18 protein-coding genes are annotated in these 20,486 nt (G+C 73.5%); 8 read left to right on the top strand and 10 right to left on the bottom strand.

Annotated features, from left to right (window positions below):
- Positions 1–10: 10 nt before the first annotated feature.
- Together AB0C69_RS09525 and AB0C69_RS09520 are read right to left on the bottom strand one after the other, a co-directional pair.
- Complete coding sequence (locus AB0C69_RS09525) at positions 11–1,483, bottom strand: FAD-dependent oxidoreductase (protein ID WP_360351887.1); 1,473 nt, start codon at positions 1,481–1,483, stop codon at positions 11–13.
- A gap of 5 nt (positions 1,484–1,488) precedes the next feature.
- Entirely contained in the window at positions 1,489–2,400 is a 912-nt protein-coding gene (locus AB0C69_RS09520) for a VOC family protein (protein WP_345179257.1), read from the bottom strand.
- Between the two features lie 153 nt (positions 2,401–2,553).
- Here AB0C69_RS09520 and AB0C69_RS09515 point away from each other — a divergent pair, with 153 nt between their 5' ends.
- Entirely contained in the window at positions 2,554–3,393 is an 840-nt protein-coding gene (locus AB0C69_RS09515; RefSeq protein WP_360351883.1) for an SDR family oxidoreductase, read from the top strand.
- Positions 3,394–3,463: 70 nt separating this feature from the next.
- Here AB0C69_RS09515 and AB0C69_RS09510 read toward each other — a convergent pair whose 3' ends face one another.
- From AB0C69_RS09510 to AB0C69_RS09495, 4 genes are read right to left on the bottom strand one after another with little or no spacing between them, the layout of a single operon-like run.
- Positions 3,464–4,648, bottom strand: coding sequence for an acyl-CoA dehydrogenase family protein (locus AB0C69_RS09510; RefSeq protein WP_360351880.1), 1,185 nt, complete (start codon positions 4,646–4,648; stop codon positions 3,464–3,466).
- A 23-nt stretch (positions 4,649–4,671) separates the two neighbouring features.
- Positions 4,672–5,697, bottom strand: a complete 1,026-nt coding sequence (locus AB0C69_RS09505) for a 2Fe-2S iron-sulfur cluster-binding protein (RefSeq protein WP_353832220.1) — start codon at positions 5,695–5,697, stop codon at positions 4,672–4,674.
- The gene (locus AB0C69_RS09500) at positions 5,694–7,388 is read right to left on the bottom strand and encodes an FAD-binding protein (protein WP_360351877.1); all 1,695 of its coding nucleotides are present in this window, start codon (positions 7,386–7,388) and stop codon (positions 5,694–5,696) included. The genes AB0C69_RS09505 and AB0C69_RS09500 overlap by 4 nt, the downstream gene beginning before the upstream one ends.
- Positions 7,385–8,254: an alpha/beta fold hydrolase gene (locus AB0C69_RS09495; RefSeq protein ID WP_360351874.1), complete on the bottom strand. Its 870-nt coding sequence runs from the start codon at positions 8,252–8,254 to the stop codon at positions 7,385–7,387. The genes AB0C69_RS09500 and AB0C69_RS09495 overlap by 4 nt, the downstream gene beginning before the upstream one ends.
- Positions 8,255–8,538: 284 nt before the next feature.
- On the opposite strand from AB0C69_RS09495, the gene AB0C69_RS09490 reads away from it, so the two are divergent.
- Entirely contained in the window at positions 8,539–9,129 is a 591-nt protein-coding gene (locus tag AB0C69_RS09490; RefSeq protein ID WP_345179246.1) for a flavin reductase family protein, read from the top strand.
- Between the two features lie 19 nt (positions 9,130–9,148).
- Here the strand turns inward: AB0C69_RS09490 and AB0C69_RS09485 are convergent, their stop codons facing one another.
- Positions 9,149–10,111: an IclR family transcriptional regulator gene (locus tag AB0C69_RS09485; protein WP_345179244.1), complete on the bottom strand. Its 963-nt coding sequence runs from the start codon at positions 10,109–10,111 to the stop codon at positions 9,149–9,151.
- 179 nt (positions 10,112–10,290) lie between these two features.
- Between AB0C69_RS09485 and AB0C69_RS09480 the strand changes: the two genes are divergently transcribed.
- A complete protein-coding gene (locus AB0C69_RS09480; protein WP_345179243.1) occupies positions 10,291–11,163 on the top strand; it encodes a TIGR03619 family F420-dependent LLM class oxidoreductase in 873 nt (290 codons plus the stop codon).
- Complete coding sequence (locus AB0C69_RS09475; RefSeq protein WP_345179241.1) at positions 11,160–11,654, top strand: nuclear transport factor 2 family protein; 495 nt, start codon at positions 11,160–11,162, stop codon at positions 11,652–11,654. The genes AB0C69_RS09480 and AB0C69_RS09475 overlap by 4 nt, the downstream gene beginning before the upstream one ends.
- A gap of 25 nt (positions 11,655–11,679) precedes the next feature.
- On the opposite strand, the gene AB0C69_RS09470 is transcribed toward AB0C69_RS09475, so the two are convergent.
- A complete protein-coding gene (locus AB0C69_RS09470) occupies positions 11,680–12,480 on the bottom strand; it encodes a maleylpyruvate isomerase family mycothiol-dependent enzyme (protein WP_345179239.1) in 801 nt (266 codons plus the stop codon).
- 78 nt (positions 12,481–12,558) lie between these two features.
- Positions 12,559–13,470 (bottom strand): SGNH/GDSL hydrolase family protein, encoded by a 912-nt coding sequence (locus AB0C69_RS09465; RefSeq protein ID WP_360351867.1) that lies wholly within the window; start codon positions 13,468–13,470, stop codon positions 12,559–12,561.
- A 98-nt stretch (positions 13,471–13,568) separates the two neighbouring features.
- Between AB0C69_RS09465 and AB0C69_RS09460 the strand changes: the two genes are divergently transcribed.
- The 3 genes from AB0C69_RS09460 to AB0C69_RS09450 all read left to right on the top strand — a co-directional run bounded on the left by AB0C69_RS09460 (position 13,569) and on the right by AB0C69_RS09450 (position 17,444).
- A complete protein-coding gene (locus tag AB0C69_RS09460; RefSeq protein ID WP_360351864.1) occupies positions 13,569–14,765 on the top strand; it encodes a helix-turn-helix domain-containing protein in 1,197 nt (398 codons plus the stop codon).
- An 85-nt stretch (positions 14,766–14,850) separates the two neighbouring features.
- Positions 14,851–16,137 carry an FxsB family cyclophane-forming radical SAM/SPASM peptide maturase gene (locus AB0C69_RS09455; RefSeq protein WP_345179233.1) on the top strand — a complete coding sequence of 429 codons (1,287 nt, stop codon included), beginning with the start codon at positions 14,851–14,853 and terminating at the stop codon, positions 16,135–16,137.
- Positions 16,134–17,444 (top strand): HEXXH motif domain-containing protein, encoded by a 1,311-nt coding sequence (locus tag AB0C69_RS09450; protein WP_360351860.1) that lies wholly within the window; start codon positions 16,134–16,136, stop codon positions 17,442–17,444. The genes AB0C69_RS09455 and AB0C69_RS09450 overlap by 4 nt, the downstream gene beginning before the upstream one ends.
- Here the strand turns inward: AB0C69_RS09450 and fxsT are convergent.
- Positions 17,441–19,951, bottom strand: a complete 2,511-nt coding sequence (gene fxsT / locus AB0C69_RS09445; protein WP_345179229.1) for an FxSxx-COOH system tetratricopeptide repeat protein — start codon at positions 19,949–19,951, stop codon at positions 17,441–17,443. The two genes, AB0C69_RS09450 and fxsT, sit on opposite strands and share 4 nt — an antisense overlap.
- Before the next feature lie 329 nt (positions 19,952–20,280).
- Between fxsT and AB0C69_RS09440 the strand changes: the two genes are divergently transcribed.
- The gene (locus AB0C69_RS09440; RefSeq protein ID WP_345179226.1) at positions 20,281–20,451 is read left to right on the top strand and encodes an FXSXX-COOH protein; all 171 of its coding nucleotides are present in this window, start codon (positions 20,281–20,283) and stop codon (positions 20,449–20,451) included.
- Positions 20,452–20,486 lie beyond the last annotated feature (35 nt).

Genomic DNA, 20,486 nt, shown 5'->3' with positions numbered 1-20,486 from the left:
CACAGACCTCTCAGTTCTCGGATGCGGCGGCGGCGCGCCCGGCGCGGCGGCCGAAGAACGTGCCGTCGCCCAGGGACGTCCCGCTGATGTAGCCCTCGCCGTGGATGCCGGAGGCGGTGCGCCCGGCGGCGTACAGGCCGGGGATCGGCTCACCGGAGTTGTTGCGGACCTCGCCGTCCACGGTGGTGTCGAGACCGCCGAGGGTGAACCCGCCGGCGCCCGTCCCGGCGCCGTGCTTACCGGCGCCGAAGAACCCGTCGGCCGGGTCGATCGCCGCGAACGGCCCCTTCAGGGGGCGCAGCCACTTGGGGTCCTTGTGGAAGTAGGGGTCCTCGCCCCGCTCCGCGAACCGGTTGTAGGTCTCGACGGTCGCCTCCAGCGAACCGGGCGGCAGGCCGAGCGACTCCTCCAGCTCCGCGACCGTCTCCGCCGCGTGCTTGGGTCGGACGCCCCACATGTCGGCCTCGGGGATCTCGTCGTGCCCGGCCTCGTCGATGATCGCCCAGTAGGGGGCGGGCTGGTGCTGGACGGCCCGGTGGCTGAACAGGCCCGGGTAGACGTCCTCGTTGATGAACCGGCGGCCGAGGCCGTCGACGAGCATGCCCCGGCAGATGACGGCGGGGTTGGCGGTGAGCGCGATCTCCACCGACGCCATGCGGCGGGTCGCGGCGCCGAGCGCGGTCGCCATCCGGATGCCGGACCCGTCGCTGGTGCCGTCGCTGACCTTGTCGTGCCCGAGCAGCACCGGGGCGTGGTCGGCGAGCATCTCCTCGTTGTCGACGAACCCGCCGGAGGTCAGAATCACGCCTCTGCGCGCCCGGTAGACCACCCGGTCGGCGAACCGGCGCGCCACGACGCCGGCGACGCGGCCGGCGCCGTCCACGACGAGGTTCGTCGCGTAGGTGTCCTGGTGGGCGACGGCGCCCGCCTCGGCGGCGGCCGCGATCAGCTTCTCCATGAGGACGCCGCCGGCGAACATCGGCGTCTCCGGGCGGTGGCCGCGCGGCGCGGGCCGGGCGATCTCGTTGTACGGCCAGGCGTTCTCGCCGAGCCACATCAGGCCGTCCTCGGTGTACGGCATCCAGCCCGGCGCGTCGAAGAGGCTCTCCTTGAACGGGACGCCGCGCGCGCGGAACCACTCGAAGTGCTCCACGCTCCCGTCGCAGTACAGCCGCAGCTTCTCCGCGTCGGCGTGCGGGCCGAGCGCCGCCGTGAGGAAGGCGAACATGGCGTCGGGCGTGTCGTCGAAGCCGCACGCCTTCTGCACCCGGGTGCCGCCGCCGAGGTACAGTTCCCCGCCCGACTGGGCGGACGTCCCGCCGGGGCCGCTCGACCGTTCCAGGACGAGCACGTCCGCGCCCGCCGCCGCGGCCTCGTACGCGGCGGCGGCGCCCGCGGCGCCGAACCCGACCACCAGCACGTCGCACTCGTGGTCGAACTCCACCTCCGCGGCGCCGACCGGTTCCACCGAGGGCTTCGGCATCGGCGTCAGCCCTTCCGCGGCGGGACGAAGGCGGCCAGCGGCTCGGACCCGGACCAGTCGTGGCCCCAGTAGCTGTCCCTGGTGATCTCCTCGGCGGTGTAGTACGCCTCGTCCACGAGCATGCCCTCGCAGCCGTACTCGACGTCCCAGCCGCCGGGGGCGCGCACGTAGAACGACACCATCTTGTCGTTGGTGTGGCGGCCCAGCGTGGAGGAGATCGAGAAGCCCTTCTCCGTGATGGCGTCGAGCGCGATGCCGACCGCGTCGAGCGTGTCGACCTCCACCATGAGGTGGACGAGGCCCGGGTCGCCGTCGAACGGCGCCGGGCAGATCGCGATGCTGTGGTGGCGCTGGTTGACGCCCATGAACCTGACCTTCGCGGCGCCGCCGCCGACCCTCATCGCGCCGCGCGGCAGGAACCCGAGGACCTCGGCGTAGAACGCGACGGTCTCGACGAACCTGGGGGTGGGCAGCACGACGTGGCCCATGCCCATGGGGCCGGTCACGAACTTCTGCGCGAAGCCGGTGCGCAGGGGGCTGTGGTCCAGGACCGGGCCCCAGAACACCTCGACGGGGGTCCCGCCCGGGTCGGTGAACGCGATGGCCTCCTCCGCGTCGCGCTCCGCCGCCTCCTTGGACGTCAGCGTCGTCACGGCCGTCCCGGACTTCTCCACGGCCTCGCGGACGGCGGCCAGCGCGTACTGGTCGCGGACCTCCCACCCGACGGCCAGCACCCGGTCGGTGTCGCCGGGCAGCACCCGGAGGCGCGAGCGGCGCTCGTCCATGCGCAGGTAGAGGCCGTCAGGGTCCGGTCCGCTCCCCTCGGCGAAGCCGAGCCCTTCCAGGGCGAACTCGCGCCAGCGGTCGATGTGCCGGGTCTGGACCTTCAGGTATCCCAGCCCTCGGATCTGCGTCACTGTCCTCGGTCCCTTCTGGATAGCGGCCCGCGCGGCGGCCGTCGAGCCTCAACCTTCCAAATCCGGGGGCGGGCCGCCGGGCCCTTCCCGCTGAGTGAGAGTCTTCGTGCGCCGGGCGGACGGCGGCGGCTCTCATCTGGAGGGGGAGGTCTCATGACGACGACGGGCAGGCCGGTCGCGATGGTGACCGGGGCGAGCCGGGGCATCGGCAGGCGGACGGCGCTCGCGCTGGCCGCCGCCGGGTACGACGTCGCGTTCACCGCGCGCACGGTGGAGGAGGGCCGCGGCCGGATACCGCCGCGCCACGGGCGCGCGGAGCCGATCCCCGTCCCGGGGAGCCTGGAACGCACCACGGCGGAGATCGAGGCCCTCGGCGCGCGGGCCCTGCCGGTGCGGATGGACCTGCTCGACCGGGCGAGCGTGACGGCCGCCGCCGCGACGGTCCTCGACGCGTGGGGCCGCGTGGACGTCCTGGTCAACAACGCGGTCGCGCACGTCGCCGGGACCCACGAGCGGTTCCTCGACCTCGACCCGGAGGTGGCGGCGCGGACCGTCACGGGCAACTACCTGAACCAGATCGTCCTGCTCCAGGCCGTCCTGCCCACGATGCTGGCGCGCGGCGGCGGGACGATCGTCGACCTGTGCTCGGGGTCGGCGACCACCGACCCGCCGGGACCGCCCGGCGAGGGCGGCTGGGGCGTGGCGTACTCGGCGTCCAAGGCGGCGTTCGGGCGCCTCGCCGGCGCGATCAACGCCGAGTACCGGGGCGCCGGCGTCCGCGCGTTCAACCTCGACCCCGGGTTCGTCGTCACCGAGGCGGGCGCGGCGCGCGGCGGCCTCGACCGCCTGAAGGACGAGGGCTTCGAGTCGACGCCGGAGGAGGCGCCGGCGGCGGCCGTGGTCTGGCTGGTCACCGACCCGGCCGCGGACGAGTACCTCGGCCGGGTCGTCTGGACCCCCAGGCTCGTCGCCGACCGCGGCCTGCTCGGCTAGGGCCCCGTGTGGCGCGGCGTGCCGGGCGGTGGAGGCGCCCACGCTCCCGGCACGCCGCGGGTCGGCGGGCTCAGATCATCGACCGCATCGGGCCCTGGGGCGGCTCGATGTCCAGGTCCGTCAGGGCGGAGACGTGGTAGACCGAGCCCGGGACGTGGATGGCGTGGGCGAGGCCGACGTGCGCGTCCCGCCAGAACCGCTGGATCGGGTTGTCGTTCCGCATCGCGTTGCCGCCCGACCGGACGACGATCTCGTTCATCGCCTGCACCGCCCGCCACGCCGCCCGGACCTGGGTGCGGCGCCCGGCGGCGCGCTCGGCGAACGTCGGCACGTGCCCGGCGGCGACCATGTCGTACATGCGCGAGCAGTTGTCCAGCAGCGCCGTGCGGGACGTCCTGATCTCCTCGGCCGCCTCGCTGATCGCGTACAGCACGTACGGGTCGTCCTTGATCTTCGTGCCGGTGATCTGGACGCGGTTGCGCTGGTAGGCCAGGTGGTGGTGCAGCGCGCCCTCGGCGATGCCGATGACCGCGGAGGAGATGCCGAGCGGGAACACGCAGGAGAACGGCATCAGGTAGGAGGGGTTGGTCAGCCCCGCCTCGCGCGGCGCCGAACCGTCCACGACCTTGGAGTACTCCAGCGTCCGGTACGCCGGGACGAACGCGTCCCTGACGATGATGTCCTTGCTGCCGGTGCCCTTCAGCCCGGCGACGTCCCAGGAGTCCTCGACGATCTCGTAGTCCGCACGCGGCAGGATCATGTGCAGGGACCGCGGCGGCTGCGCCATCTTGCCGTCCTCGTCGCCCAGCATCGCGCCGAGGAAGATCCAGTCGCAGTGGTCGGTGCCGGAGGAGAACTGCCAGCGGCCGTTGAACACGTAGCCGCCGTCCACGGGCCGGGCGATGCCCATCGGCGCGTACGGGGACGCGATCCAGGTGTCGGGGTCCTCGCCCCAGATCTCCTCGCGCACCTTCGGGTCGGCGTAGGCCATCTCCCACGGGTGGACGCCGACGATGCCGGCGACCCAGCCGGTGGAGCCGTCCAGGGAGGCGATCCCCATCACCGTCTCGGCGAACTCGCGCGGGTGGACCTCCAGGCCGCCGTGCTCCTTCGGCTGGAGCAGCCGGATCGCGCCCGCGTCCTTGAGGATCTGCGCCGCCTTGTCGTCGAGCCTGCCGAGCGCCTCGTTGGCCGGGCCGAGCTCGCGGATCTGCTCCGCCCTCTCCATGATCGTGTCAAGCACGCGGTCAGCCATCGCCTGTCTCCCAGTATGTTTCGTCAGCCGTCGTAGGTGATCTTCAGCCGGTCGGTGACCGGCCTCGCCTGGCAGGCGAGGATGAGGCCGTCGGCGAGATCCTGCTCGTCGAGGACCGTGTTGGCGTCCAGGGTGACCTCGCCCTCCAGCGCCACGCAGGCGCAGGCCGAGCAGGACCCCTCCCGGCAGGAGAACGGGGCGTCGACGCCGGCGCGCAGCAGCGCGTCGAGAAGCCGCTCGGACGCGCGCCACGGCACCGTGCGGGTCTCGCCGTCCATCTCGACCTCGATCTCCCCGGCGTCGCCGTCCTCCGCCTCCGCCTGCTCCGGCGCGTCGTCGGGCCTCTCGAACGGGTCGCCCTCCAGCGAGAAGAACCGCTCGGCGTGCACCTTCGCGCCGAGGCCGGTGAGCGTCTCGGAGACCAGGTCCATGAAGATCTCGGGTCCGCACACGTACGCGGGACGGCCCGCGTAGGGGCCCGCCAGGGAGCGGACGGCGGCGGCCGTCGGCAGGCCCTGCACCGACTCCAGCAGGTGGACGACGGTGAGCCGGTCCGGGTGCCGCTCGGTCAGCTCCCTCAGCTCGTCGGCGAAGATGACCGACCGCTCGTCCCGGTTGGCGTACAGCAGCGCCACCCTCGCCGAGCCGGCCGCCAGGCACGACTTGAGGATCGACATGACCGGGGTGATGCCGCTGCCGCCCGCGACGAGCAGCAGGTCCTCGTCCAGCGACGGCGGTGTGAACGTGCCCGCCGGGCGCAGCACCTCCAGGACGTCGCCCGCCGTGACGTTGTCGCAGATCCAGTTGGACCCGAGACCGCCCGCGACCCGCTTCACCGTCACCTTCGGGCGGTCGCCGGTGAGCGGCGAGCTGCACAGCGAGTAGCAGCGCGCGGCCCAGCCGCCCTCCGCCGGGACCCGGACGGTGAGGAACTGCCCGGGCCGGTAGGCGAACCGCTCCCGGTCGCCCTCGACGGGTTCGAGGACGAGCGAGTGCGCGTCGGCCGTCTCCCGGACGACCTCCACCACCCGCGCCTTCAGTGCCGTCATGAGCGTCCCGCGGCCTTCCCGGCGGCCCCTCCGCTCCCGGCGGCGTGCCGGGCGGCGATGTAGCCGAACACGATGGCCGGGCCGATGGTGGCGCCCGGGCCCGCGTACTCGTTGCCCATCACCGACGCCGAGGAGTTGCCCGTCACGTACAGGCCCTCGATGACCGACCCGTCCTCGCGCAGGACGCGGGCATGCTCGTCGGAGACGAGGCCGCCCTTGGTGCCGAGGTCGCCGACCTCCATCCGGAACGCGTGGTACGGGCCGCCCTCGATGACGTCCAGGTTGGGGTTCTTCAGGTTCGGGTCGCCGTAGTAGCGGTCGTAGGCGGAGTCGCCGCGGCCGAACTCGGGGTCCTTGCCCTCGCGCGCGTACCGGTTGAACGCCTCGACGGTCTCGCCCAGCGCGTCCGCCGGGACGCCGATCTCGCCGGCCAGCTCGGCGAGCGTGTCCGCCTTGAACGCGATGCCCGCCTCGTAGAACGCCTTGGGGATCGGCGCGCCCGGCAGGATCTGCGCGAACGGGTACCGGGCGCGGGCCTTGGCGTCCATCACGAACCAGCAGGGGACGTGCCCGCCCTCTAGCTGGTCGTGGACGAAGTTGACGTACGGGGCCGACTCGTTGGTGAACCGCTTGCCGTCCTGCCCCACGATCACCGACCGGGGGATGCACCGCTCCGACAGCAGCGGGATCGTCGCCCCCGCCGGGTGCCGGACGGCGGGCATCCACCACGCGTCGTCCATCAGGTCGAGCGCGGCGCCGACGCTCTCGCCGGCGCGGATGCCGTCGCCGGTGTTCTCGCGGGCGCCCATCGCGAAGTCCTCCTGGCCGCCCTTCGGGAGGTACTTGTCGCGCATCTGCTGGTTGTGGTCGAAGCCGCCCGTCGCGAGCAGGACGCCCCGGCGCCCGCGGACGCGCAGCGCCGCGCCGTCGCGCTCGACGACGACGCCGGTGACGCGGCCGTCCTCGACGACGAGCTCGGTCATGGGGGTCTTCAGCCAGAGCGGGATCCCGGCGTCCTTCAGCGCCATCCGCATCCGCGCGGCGAGCGCCCGGCCGCCGGTCGCCATGTGGCGGCGGCGGACCATGTTGGACGACACGCGCCACGCCGCGACCAGGGACGCGCGCCGGCCCGTCCAGGTGCGCTTGGCCATCGCGAGATCGTGGTAGTCCTTCGCGGTGATCCACAGGCCGAGGGGGCCCTTCATGCTGTTCGGCCGCTGGTACCGCTCGTCGTCGCCGAGCTTGCGGGTGTCGAACGGCTTGGCCTCGATGGACCGGCCGAGCGGGCGCCCGCCCTCGTACTCGGGGTGGTAGTCGGCGTAGCCCTTCGTCCAGAAGAACCGCATCCACCTGCTCCGGCAGAGCAACTCCATGGCGGCGGGCCCGTGGTCGACGAACGCGTCCAGCCGCGCCGCCGGGACGCGGCCCTCGGTGAGGCGGTCCAGGTAGCGCCGGATCGACTCGCGGCTGTCGTCGTGGCCGCGCGCCTTCAGCGTCGGGTTGTTGGGGATCCAGATGCCGCCGCCGGAGATCGCGGTGGAGCCGCCGAACTTCTTGCCCTTCTCCACGATCAGCGCGGAGATCCCGGCGTCGTGCGCGGTCAGGGCCGCGGCCATCCCGCCGCCGCCGCTGCCGACGATGACGAGGTCGTACTCGTGGTCCCAGCCGCTCGGACGCTCCCGCTCGCTCACCGCTCGTCCTTCCGGGTCAGGAACGCCAGCACGGCGCTCTCCCAGGCGGACTTCTGCTCGATCATCACCCAGTGCCCGCAGTTCGGGAAGATGTTCACCTGCACGTTCGGGATCGTGCGCATCGGCACGAGCACCATGTCGACGGGGCTGACCCGGTCGTCCCGGCCCCAGGTGATCAGGGTCTCGGCCTTGAGCCTGTGGAGCATCGCCCAGTACGGCGGCTCGTCGGAGGCCGCCATCGCCTTCGCGCGGGCCGCCATCGCCTTCGACCCGTACATGCGGCGCGCGCTGGCGAGGGTGTCGGGGTCGGTGGCCTGCTTCCAGCGCTCCTCGATCATCTCCTCGGTGACGATCCGCGGGTCGTACACCATCGAGTTCAGCCACCGGACGAGGCCCTCGCGGGTCGGGTCGTCGGTGAACTCGGCCAGCAGCCTGATCCCCTCGCCGGGCGCGGGGCTGAAGACGTTGCGGCCGATCCCGCCGATGGCGACCAGCCGCCGGACGCGCTCGGGGTGCCGCAGCGCCACCTGCGTCGCCACGATGCCGCCCATGGAGTTGCCGATGACGTCGACCTGGCCGAGGCCGAGGCCGTCCAGGAAGCGGACGACGGCGCCGCCGGCGGCCATCATCGGGTGCTCGTCGGTCGGGTCGCTGACGCCGAAGCCGGGGAACTCCAGGACCAGGCAGCGGAAGTGCTCGGCGAACCGGGCGAGGTTGCCGCGGTAGTTGCGCCAGCCGGTGACGCCGGGACCGGAGCCGTGCAGCAGCAGCAGCGGCGGGCCCTCACCGGCCTCGTGGTAGCGCAGGACGCCCTGGTCGGTGGCGAGCTCGCGCAACGTCGACTCGTAGGTCAGCTCCGCAGGCATGATCTCCCAGTCCTTCGACGGTGGCTTGTCCGGAACGTAATCGGCGGGACGGCGGGGTCCGGCGGTGGATCCCGATCAGCGGGACGCGGGTCCCAGGGCGGCTCGGCGGGCCCGTCCCGCGGCCCGCTTCCACTCATCGGGATCGGGGCGGGTGGGCGCGCAGGGGCGTGCCTACCTTCGGGCTCACCGGCGGCCCCTTGACCGGTGCCGGGTGAGTACCCGTTAGTAGAAATGTCGCATAGTGGATTCGAACGCCCGCCCGCTCGCAGCCCCGAGGTGAACACATGCCAGCCGAGCCAGCGCTCACGCCCCTGCACGACGCCGACGCGGCCGCGCCGGAGCCGGCGGACTTCCGCAAGGCCATGGCGGAGTTCGCGACGGGCGTCACCGTGGTCACCGCCCTCGACGGCGGCGAGCCCGTCGGCTTCGCCTGCCAGTCGTTCGCGTCCGTGTCGCTGGACCCGCCGCTCATCCTGTTCTGCGCGGACAAGCGCGGGCGGTCGTGGCCCCGGATCCGCTCGGCGGGACGGTTCTGCGTGAACGTCCTCGGCGAGGAGCAGCGCGAGCTGTGCGAGCGCTTCGGGTCGAGCCGGGGCGCCAAGTTCGAGGGGCTGGACTGGGAGGAGTCGCGGTGGGGCGCCCCCGCCCTGCCGGACGTCCTGCTCGCGGTCCACTGCGTCGTGCACGACGTGCACGAGGCCGGCGACCACGAGGTGGTGATCGGGCGGGTCCTGGCGGTGGACCGGCACGAGGTGGTGGACGGCGCGTGGCGGCGCCCGATGGTGTTCTTCCGCAGCCGGTTCGGCGTCGGGGAGCCCGACGCGCCGATCGCGCCCGACCCGTGGGGCGTCGGCGACCGGTGGGGCTGGGGTTGACGTCACCTCGGGCCGCCCGTCACATCCAGTCGCCGCGCCCGTCGACGGCGAGCAGCCGGTTCATCGTCTCCGGCGACCAGCTGGTCTCCTCGCCGGTCCGCACGGCGCGCCGGGTGCGCCCGCCGGGGCGTCCCGCGCGGGCGCCGGGGGCCGAGCCGGGGAACAGGATCTGCGACGCCTCGCGGGCGGCGGTGACCACCAGCGGCGCGACGTTCTCCAGCGGCGCGCGGATGTCGCCGACCAGGGAGATCCCCGCGACCGGACCCTCCGCGCCGCGGATCGCCGCGGCGACGCAGGCGATGCCGGGGTAGGACTCGCCGCGCTCGAACGCCAGGCCGCGGCGCTGCCGGATGCGGTGCAGCTCCTGGTGGAGCGTGCCGAGCTCGCCGATCGTGCGGCTGGTGAAGCGGCTGATGCCCGAGCCGAGCAGCGCGTCCACCTGCTCGGGCTCCAGCCACGCCAGCATCGCCTTGCCGAGGGCGGTGCAGTGCGCCGGGGCGCGGCCGCCGACCCGTGACGGGACGGAGGTGGCGAGCCGCCCGCCGAGCTTGTCCAGGTAGAAGATCTCGGCGCCGTCCAGGACGGCCAGGTGCGCGACGAGCCCGGTGGTGACCTGCAGCTCGTGCAGCAGCGGCGCGGCGGCCTCGCGGATCTTGCCGTGCCCGCCGTCCTGCCCGCCGAGGCCGAGGGCGCGCTGGCCGAGCCCGTAGCCGAACGAGTGGTGCGCGAGCCAGCGCTGCCGGACGAGCTGGTCCAGGATGCGGTGCGCGGTGGAGCGCGGCAGCCGGGTGCGGCGGGCGACGTCCTCCAGGGTCAGCCGGGCGGTCGGCCCGTTGAACGCGTCGAGGATCAGCGTCATCCGCTCGATCATCGACGGCGGCGACTCCCGGCGCGCGGTCGACATGACCTCCGGCGCGGTCAGGGCCCCCGGCCTGGTCATGGCCTCCGGCGTGGCTGCCTCCGGCATCGTGGCCTCGGTCATCGCACCTCCCAGAACATGACTGAAATGAATTCTTGTTACCTGGAATGTAGCAACCGCTTGCTGGCAGCGGAAGAGGGGAAGTAAGAGCAGGTCAGCCGGAGGCTTCGGCACCGGGACCGCGCCCCAGGTCGGACCGGCCACCGTGATAGAACGTTTTTCCACCAACGAGGGGAGCAGCGATGCGTGTCGGGATCGTCACGCCGGTGGTGGCGCAGCCGCCCGGCCATGCCGCCTGGGAGCGCGGCGCGGGCATCGAGGAGATCGCCCTGATCGCCGGGGCCGCCGACCGGCTCGGCTACCACCACCTGACGTGCAGCGAGCACGTCGCCGTCCCGGCCGAAGCCGCCGAGCAGCGCGGCGGCGTCTACTGGGACCCGCTCGCGACCTTCGGGCACCTCGCCGCCCGCACGTCCCGGATCCGGCTCGCCACGCAGGTGCTCGTGCTCGGCTACCACCACCCGCTCGCCATCGCCAAGCGCTACGGCACGCTCGACCGGGTCAGCGGCGGGCGGCTCACGCTCGGCCTCGGCGTCGGCAGCCTGGAGGAGGAGTTCGACCTGCTCGGCGCGCCGTTCGCCGGCCGCGGCTCCCGCGCCGACGACGCGCTGGCGGCGCTGCGCGCCTCCCTGTCGCGGCGCACGCCGGAGTACCGCGGCGAGCACTACGCCTACTCCGGGCTCGTCGTGGAGCCGCACGCCGTCCAGGACCGCGTCCCGCTGTGGATCGGCGGCCGCTCGGGCCGCTCGCTGCGCCGCGCGCTGGACGCCGACGGCTGGGTGCCGTTCGGCCTGCCGCTGCGCACGCTCGCGGAGATGCTCGCGGACGCCGACGTGCCGCCCGGCTTCGACGTGGTCCTCGCGCCGTCCCGCCCGCTGGACCCGATCGGCGCCCCGGAGGCGGCCGGGACGGCGCTCGCCCGGCTGCGCGAGGCGGGCGCCACGATCGCCGGCGTCCGGATGGAGTCGGAGTCGGCGGAGCACTACTGCGAGCAGCTCGCCGCCCTGCGCGGGCTGGCCGCCGGCTACGGCCTGGTCTTCGGGGAGGAGCGGTGAGCGTCGAAGCCCGGCTGGCCGCCCTCGAGGAGCGGCTGCGCGCCCTGGAGGACGAGCGGGAGATCACCCGGCTGATCCTGTCCTACGGGCCGCTGGTCGACAGCGGCTCCGCGGCCGAGGTCGCCGGGCTCTGGGAGCCGGACGGCGTCTACGACGTGGACGAGCTGATGATGACCGGGCACCCGGAGATCGAGGCGATGGTCCGCTCGGCGAACCACCAGCGGTGGATCTCCGGCGGCTGCGCGCACGTCGTCGGCCCGCCGCATGTCACGCTCTCCGGCGACGAGGCCACCGCCGTCGGCTACACCCTCATGATCGTCAAGCGGCCGGACGGCTTCGTGCTGCGCCGCGCCACCGCCAACCACTGGCGGCTGCGCCGCACCCCGTCCGGCTGGCGCGCCGTGACCCGCGTCAACCGCGTCCTCGACGGCCGCGAGGAGTCCCCCGACCTGCTCGCCTCCCACTTCCCGGACGCCGTCCGGCACCGCTGAGAGCCCGCGGACCGGGGGCGGCGGCTCAGGGGGTGACGCCCATGGTGGCGAGGATCCCGCCGGCCAGCTCCCCGTCGCCCTCGGCGCGGACGGCGACGTCGCCCGCCGCGCAGCGTCCGGCGGTCAGCCGGACGTAGGTCTCCCAGTCCATGGCGATCCTCGCCGACGGGGACGCCGGGACGTCGGACCACGCGCCGCGGCCGTCGTCGCCGACCGTGACGGCGACCTCGAAGTCGGGCGGGCCGGAGATCGTGAGGACGGCGCTGCGACCGGGCGCGCCCTTCGCCGCCCGCGCCACGATGCGGGGCAGGGGGCGGCTCAGCAGTTCCCAGAAGCACCGCGCCGCGGGGGCGTCGAGGTTGCCGGGGCGGCCGACCGCCCGGCGGACGTCCTGCTCGTGGGTCCAGCAGTCCATGGCGCGGAACTTCATGAACCGCGTGTAGGGGCCCTCCCTGCCGTCCGGGCACATCAGGACGCGGTCGGGGTCCTCGCCGGCCAGCTGCACGAGGCGGCGTTCGAGCGCGTCCGCCAGTTCCGCCGCGACCTGCGGGCCGGGGACCGGCCGCCGCGCGTGCACCGCCAGCTCGGTGTAGCGGGCGAAGTCGTTGCGGAGGTGCTCGAACTCGGGCAGCTCGACGGGCGGGGCGGGATCGCCGAGCAGGTCGCGCTCCACGCCGGCGAGGTGGGAGAACTGGTCCTTGACCGTCCAGCCGGGACACTCGGTCGGCCGGTCCCAGTCGTCGTCGCCCAGCGTCCCGGCGAGCGCGAGCGTCGAGCGGATCGTCTGCTCGTACGCGGCGGTGTTGGCGCGCATCTGCTCGTTCATGATCACCCCTCCGTCGGCGCCACGAAGCTTACGGCCCGTCCGGCCCGGGGGTCTGGCCGGGACGGGCCATCAGGGGGCTCAGGCGCCGAGGACGCCGCCGAGGACGGCGGCGTACGCGGCCTCGCCCGCCGCGTTCGGGTGCAGGGGCGCGGCGGAGTGGACGGGGACGTAGCCCTCGACCCAGCGCTGGGACGCCGACTGGCACGCGTCGTGGCCGGCGCTGGGCGTGACCAGGTCGATGTAGGTCCCGCCGTGCGCGGTCGTCTGCTGGCGGATCACGTCGTTCAGGGCGTTCACGGAGCCCTGGAGGAAGTTGGCGTCCGTGGGCAGCACGGGCTGGACGGGCCAGCAGCCGTTCCGCCTGACGTAGAGGCCGTAGCCGGTGACGACGATCCGGGCCTTCGGGGAGCGGGCGCGGATCCCGTCCAGGACGGCGGACAGCTTCGGGCCGAAGTCGCGGGTGCGCTGGGCCACCTGGTCCTCGAACTCTCCCTTGCACGGGGTGGCGGTGGGGTCGAGGGTGGCGCAGTCCTGGGCGATGCCGACCAGGCCGACGTCGTTGCCGCCGATGGTGAGGGTCACGAGCGCGGTGGACGCGGTGAGCGCGTCGAGCTGCGGCGGGACGGTCCCGGTGTCGACGCCGCCGACGCTGGTGCTCTGCGACTGGGTCATGTGGGTGGTCTTGGCGCCGCTGCAGGTGACGTCCCGAAGGGCGGCGCCCGTGCGGGAGGCCAGCACGTGCGCGTAGTTGCGGGTGGAGCGCCCGCAGCCGACCGGGCCGGTGATGTCCGGGATGAGCGGGCCGGACGCCATCGAGTCGCCGAGCGCGACGTACTCCACCGCGGCGGCCGCCGCGGGAACGGCCGTCCCGCCGAGCGCCGCGCCCGCCAGAACGAGCGCGCCGACCGCGCCTCCGGCGACTCGGCTCCTCGCGGCCCGGCCCCTGACGGCCCGGGGGGTGGACGGGCGGCCGTTGAACAGACGCTTCATGAGCTGACTCCCGGCGTCATGGACGATGTCGCCGTGATCGTCCAGAATCTGGACACGCCGTTCAATTGGCGCGAAAACAGACTCTTCCGGGAGCCGTTGTGACGCGGGACAAGACGCCGGCGCTGCGCGTGGCGGGCCGGCCGGTGGCGGCCCATCTGCGGGTCCGCGCGCCGCTGCTGACCCGCCGCGTCGTGGCGCGGCTGCTCGCCGAGCTGCCCGTCTACGCCGAGCTGCCGCAGGAGGAGGTCGCCGGGGACGTCGCCGGGATCGTCCAGCACAGCCTGCGGCAGTTCGCGGACGTCCTGGAGCGGCGCCGGCCCGCCCGCGCGGCCGACTTCGCCCGGCAGCGCGACTCGGCGGCGCTGCGGGCCGAGGAGGGCGTGCCGCTGGACGCGATCCTCGCCGCCTACCAGATCGGGGCGGCCATGGCCTGGGAGGACCTGACCGCCGGGGCCGAGCCGGACGACCTGCCCGCCTTCCAGGAGGCGCTCGGCTACTTCCTCGACTTCCAGCGGCTGCTGACCTCCGCCGTCAGCGCCGCCTACCTGGAGGTGCGGCAGATCCTCGACAGCCAGGAGCACGGCGGCCGGCACGCCCTGATGACCGCGCTGCTGGCGGGGGACACCGCGGGGCACCGCCCGGCGCCCCGCTACGCCGTCCTGGCGCTGGCCTTCGGCCCGCATCCGGACGAGGCCGGGTCGGGCCAGCGCGCCCGGATCGCGGCCCGCCGCAAGATCCGCCGCGTCCGGACCGCGCTGGACGCCGTCGCCGACGAGCCCGCGCTCACCGCTTTGGACGCCTCGGGAGGGACGGCCCTGCTCCCCTACTCCGCCGGGTGGGAGACCCTGCACGACCTGGTCGCGGGCGCGGCGAAGGCGGCCGACATCGAGGTGACGGCCGCCGCGGAGATCACCGGGCCGGCGGGCGTCCCGGGCGCCGTCGCCCAGACCGGCGAGATCATGGACCTGGTCCGCCGGGCGGGCCGCCCGCCCGGCCTGTACCGGCTCGCCGACGTCCTGCTGGACTACCAGCTGAGCCGTCCGAGCGGCGCGCTCGCCGCGCTCGCCGAACTGCTGGCGCCCCTGGACCTCAGGCCCGACCTGCTGCGCACGCTGGAGCGCTACCTGGCGCTCGACCTGGACCGCCGCGCGACCGGCGCCGCCCTGCACGTCCACCCGAACACGGTCGCCTACCGGATTCGCCGCATCAGCGCCCTCACCGGCCTGGACCCGGCCCGCCCCGGCGACCTCCAGCTCCTGAACGCCGCCCTGATAGCCCGCCGCTCCCTGCGCTGACCCCTGCGCCGATCCGCTGCCGGGACCAATCCCGGACCGCGATTCCGTGATCATGATAATGCGTATATAAATGTATAAAGGGAACTTGATCCACTTGCGCGAACCCCGCTGGGAGTTGATCGGTGTGACCGTGGGGGCCGCCCGGACGTCCACCGAAGACGAATGGCCGGCCACCCTGAGCGTCCAGAGCCTGCTGGAGCAGGGGTGGCGGCCGACTCCGTTCCGCGAGTTCGTCCTGAAAGTCCACAGCAGATGCAACCTGGCCTGCGACTACTGCTACATGTACGAGATGGCGGACCAGAGCTGGCGGCGCCAGCCGCGCCGCATGTCGCGCGCCACCCTGGACCGCACGGCCGCCCGCATCGCCGAGCACGCGCGCTCCAATGACCTGTCCCGGATCGGCGTCGTCCTGCACGGCGGAGAACCGTTGCTCGCCGGTCCCGAGCACATCCGCTACGCGGTCGAGGCGGTCAATTCGGCCGTGGATTCCCGGACGTCGGTGAGTTTCCACTTGCAGACCAATGGCGTCCTCCTCGATTCGGTCTACCTGAAACTCTTCGACGAACTCGACATATACGCGAGCGTCAGCCTGGACGGCGACGAGGACGGCCACGACCGCCACCGCCGCCGCGCCAACGGCAGGGGAAGCCACGAGGAGGTCACGACCGGGCTGCACCGGCTGACGACGCCCGCGTACCGCCGGCTGTTCAGCGGCCTGCTGAGCACGATCGACCTGCGCAACGACCCCGTCGCCACCTACGAGGCGCTCCTCGCCCACCGCCCCCCGGCCGTCGACTTCCTGCTCCCGCACGGCAACTGGGACGCCCCGCCTCCGGGCCGCGGCGACGACGACGCGACACCGTACGGCGACTGGCTCGTCGCGATCTTCGAACGCTGGTACCGCACCCCGGTGCGGGAGACCCGCGTCCGGCTGTTCGACGAGATCATCCGGCTGCTGCTCGGCCGCCCCTCGCGCAGCGAGACGATCGGGCTGTCGCCGGTCGCGGTCGCCGTGGTGGAGACCGACGGCTCCATCGAGCAGGTCGACACGCTCAAGTCCGCCTACGAGGGCGCCGCGCACACCGAACTGCACGTGGGCCGGGACACCTTCGACGCAGCCCTGATGCTCCCCGCGATGGCCGCGCGCCAGATCGGCCGCCGGGCGCTCGCCGACGCGTGTACGGCCTGCCCCGTCCACCGCGTGTGCGGCGGCGGCCTCTACACCCACCGGTACCGCTCCGGCACCGGCTTCGCCAACCCGTCGGTCTACTGCCGCGACCTCTTCCGCCTGGTCACCCACGTGCGGGACGCGGTCTCGCAGGACGTCGAGGCGTACACGAGGAAGGTGTCGTCCCAGGAGGGAACCGGATGAGCCCGGGCGTCCACCGGATCCCCGAGAAGGTCTTCCTGGCGCTCGCCGCGGGCGAGGGCGGCCCGGCCGCGGTCGAACTCCTCCACAGAGCCCAGTACAGCAAGCGCCTCCTGCTGCTGCGGGGCGTGCGCGACGCGGGCGGGCCCCAGGCCGCGGAGGCCTACGACCTGCTCGGGCGCATCCAGCAGAGGGCCCCGCAGGCGGCCGAGGCCGTGCTGCGGCATCCGACCGTCGGCGAATGGGCCAGGCGCGCTCTCGCCAGCCCGTCCGGCGCGGAAGGCGGCGCCGCCCCGGGCGGCCTCGCCGCCCTCGCCGCCGGGGCGGCGGTCAAGGCGGGCCTTCCCTGCGAGATCGAGGTGCCGGCGCGCTCGGGGGCGATCGTCCTTCCCGGGCTGGGACGCGCCCTCGTCCCCGGCCGGAGGAGCGCGCTCGTCCGGTCCGGACCGGGCGGGGCGGAGGTCGTCGCCGGGAACCTGCGGATCGGGCTGCCGGCCGACGTCCACCGGGACGCGCCCGGCTGGGAGGCCCTGCGGAGGCTGACCGCCGAACACCGCGGCGCGCACGCCGGCTTCCTGCTCGACGACCACGACCCGGACCGCATGCCCGGAGCCGAGCGGCTCCCGCACCGCCTGAGCGGCGCCGAACTCGACCACTGGCAGACGGTCCTGGACGGCGCCTGGCGCATCCTGGTCGAGCACCATCCGGGCGTCGCGGAGGACGTCGCGGCCTTCGTGTCCGTCCTGACCCCGCTCGTCGCCCCGGCACAGGGGCAGTCCAGCGCGACGCCCAGGCACGCTTTCGGCAGCATCGGCCTGTCCAGCCCGCCCGACGCCCGCTTCCTCGCGGTCACGCTGGCCCACGAGGTCCAGCACACCAAGCTCACCGGGCTTCTGGACGCCGTCCACCTCACCCGCCCCGACGACGGCACCACCTACTACGCGCCCTGGCGGGAGGATCCGAGGCCCGTCGCGGGGCTGCTCCAGGGCGCCTACGCCCACCTCGGCATCGCCAGGTTCTGGCGGGACCAGCGCCGGCACGAGACGGGCGAGGCCGCCCTGGAGGCCGAGAGCGACTTCGCGCGCTGGCGCGCCGCCACGGACCTCGTCATCCGCACCCTCGCCTCCAGCGGAGGGCTCACCGCCGAGGGCGAGGTGTTCGTCGGCGAGATGGGCCGGACCGTCCGGGCCTGGCTGGACGAGCCCGTCCCCTCCGAGGCCCTGCGCCGCGGCGGCGAGGCCGCGGGACGGCACCTGACCGCCTGGCGCCGCCGCAACCCCGGGCATCCCTCGCCCTCCGGCGCCGCCTAGATCGGCGGCGGGTCGAAGTCGCAGTCGAGGTTGCGCCACTCCCCCGCGACGACGGCGTCCGGGTGCTCCAGGCCGAGCGTCCTGGCGTAGGCGCTCATCGTCTCCTCGTGCAGCCGGTCCGCCTCGTCCGCGTCGCCGGACTCCCGCAGCGAGACCGCGAGGTTCGCGGCGCAGGCCAGGGTCATCGGGTGCTCGTCCCCGATCGCCGCGCGCAGCCGCCGCAGCGTCCCCCGGCCGAGCCTGCACGCCGACTCCACCTCGCCGAGCGCGAGCAGGTCGCTGGCCAGGTTGGTGGCCACGGTGAGCGAGTAGTGGTGGTCGCGTCCGAGCTTGACCTCCAGCCCCGCCAGCGCCTTCTCGTTGGACGCCCGCGCGGACGCCGCGTCGCCGCACACCCGGTGCAGCAGCGCCAGGTTCCCGCCGCAGCCGTGGTTGTAGGGGTGCTCGGGCCCGTAGGCCTTCGGATAGCGGACGACCGTGTCGGCCGCGAGCTCCAGGGCCGACTTCAGGTCCCCGGTGCAGCGCTGCCCGTTGGCCAGGCACATCGCCGCGGCCAGGGTGTCGGGGTGGTCCAGCCCGAACAGCCGCACGGAGCGCGCGTTGACCTCCTGCGCCACCTCCAGGGCCCTGTCCAGCTCGCCCGCGCGGCGCAGCGCGATCGAGAGGTCCTTGGCCACGCGCAGCGTCAGCGGGTGCTCGGCGCCGAGTTCGTCGACGCACTTGGCGTAGGCGTCCTCACCCAGATCGCAGGCCTCGGAGTACTCGCCGCAGAGGCGCACCGCGCGCGCCAGGCCCCCGAGCGCGTTGCTGACGTTGACCGCGGTGCCCAGGGCGACGTCCCCGAACCTCAGGCAGACGGTCTCGTGGAGCTCCTTCGACTTGACGTAGTCGCTGTTCAGCCCGTGGTCGAGCGCCAGGTTGTGCATCACCCGCAGCGTGTCGGGCGCCGACTCGCCGAACGCCTCCGTGTGCCGTTCCAGGGAGCGCATGTCGTGGTCGCGGGCGTCCGAGAAGTCCCCGCGCGCCCGCAGGTCGGCGCCGAGCGAGTTCAGCAGTTGCAGGGTCATCCGGTGCTTGGGGCCGACCAGCGCCTCCGTCCGCTCCATGGCCTTCAGGTTCGACTCGTAGGCGGCGCCGTACTCCCCGAGGTCCCGCAGGATGTTGCCGAACTGGCGCTTGCCCTCCAGGAGGTCGATGTCGTCCTCCCCGGAGTCGGCCGCCCACTGGTCGAGGAGGCGTTCGATCAGGTGCTGCGCGAACGCGTAGTCGCCGGACAGCCGCAGGTAGCGGACGATGTTGAGGGCGAACTTGCGGACCTCGGGGTCGGTGCTCTCGGCGACGGCGGCGGGCTCCACGTGGCCGATCAGCTCCGAGTAGCGCCGCCAGCTCGCCGGCGACTCCGCGTCCTCGGGGGGCGTCGCGGCCACGAGGAGCATGTGCACCTCGCCGCGGAAGCGCGCCTGCTCCGCCGGGCTCAGCTCGTCGCGCAGCAGCGCCTGGATCAGCCGGTGCACCTGGACGGTCCGGCTCGGCGCGTCGATCTTCGCCAGCGCGTACCGGTTGACCTCCCCGAAGGCCCGCGCGAGGCGGATCGGGTTGCGCAGCAGCCCGGCCAGCGGCTGGCTGATCCCGGGCGGGGTCCGGGAGAACACCTCGCGCGGGATCGGCTCCGGGCCGAAGAATGCGCAGCAGCGCAGGAGCTCGACGGCTTCGGGCACCTTCTCGGCCAGGCTGTTCACCGACAGCCGCCACGCCGCCGTCATCGACACCGGGTACTCGGTCGGCTTGCCCTCGGCCAGCAGCTGGCTGGTGCACTCGTCGAGCAGCCGCAGGTACTCCGTGACGGACATGCCCGTCTCGGCCTGCAACGCCCCGGCCTGCTCCAGGGCGAGCGGCAGGTCCCCGAGCTCGTGGGCGAGGCGGTTCGCGTCCTCCTCGCCGATCGCGCGCGGGACGCGCTTGTTGAGGAACGCGACGCTCTCGTCGCGGCTGAACACGTTGACCTGGACGGTGTGGCCGACGCCCTCCCACCGCGGGTTGCGCGAGGTGACGAGGACGTGCCCCTGCCCCTGGCCCTGGGGCAGCAGGTCCTGGAGGTCCTCGGGCTGGTCGGCGTTGTCGAAGATGAGGAGCCAGCGGCGGTACGGCTCCCCGCGGCGCAGCGCTTCGAGGACGTCGTTGGCCGCGTCCTCGACGCCCCGGGCCGTGGCGGAGGTCAGGCCGAGCTTGGGCGCCAGCGACGCCAGCGCCGGCCGCACCAGGGACGGCTGGTCGGCCGGAACCCACCACACCACGTCGTAGTCCACGGCGAACCGGTGCGCGAACTCCACCGCCATCTGGGTCTTGCCCACGCCGCCGAGCCCGTGCAGGGCGTGCGGCAGCACGGCGGTGACCTGGCCGGAGATGCCTGCCTTCAGCTTGGTGAGCAGCTCCTCGCGTCCGGTGAAGTTCTTGTTCCGCGGCGGGATCTTGCCCCAGACCGCCGGGGCCGTCTCCGGGAACGACACGCGTCCACCTCGCATTCCGCCGATCACCACATGGCCAGATCGCTGCGCCGGCATGCGCACTTAGCTACCGTATTATCCCAATTCAGTCAGGGGGGGAATAGGTCACGCGTCACAGATCCGAACCACGCCCGTTTCTGCGGGCCCTCTTTTCGGTCTGGCTAATTCGCCTGTTTCGACTGCACTATAAAAGCGCCGACCGGCGACCGGAACGGCAATGGTCAAAGCAGGATTCTTCTGTAATCATTGGAGTCAGCCGCCCATGCACGGACAATCCTGTACTGTGCGCCCGCCCACCCGCCAGGCGGCGTGACCCCGCCCGAGGAGAATCCATGCAGCAGGAACCCGCTCTCCACGGCGACCTGATCGACGTGTCCGGACTCTCGCTCCGCGAACTCGACGACGTGCTCGGCGAGTCGGCCATCGAACTGGCCCTGCGCGAGATCCTCGACCCCAGCCGCGGAGAGATCGCCTCCGCCGGCTTCGAGAGCAAGCTCGGCTGACCCCGCAGCCGCCGGCCCCCCGCGTCTCCCGGCGC

This window comes from Actinomadura sp. NPDC048032, assembly GCF_040653175.1.
In the GTDB taxonomy this organism is placed as follows: domain Bacteria; phylum Actinomycetota; class Actinomycetes; order Streptosporangiales; family Streptosporangiaceae; genus Spirillospora; species Spirillospora verrucosospora.
The sequence above is the reverse complement of the archived record's forward strand: the minus strand, read 5'-3'. Positions and strand labels throughout refer to the sequence as shown.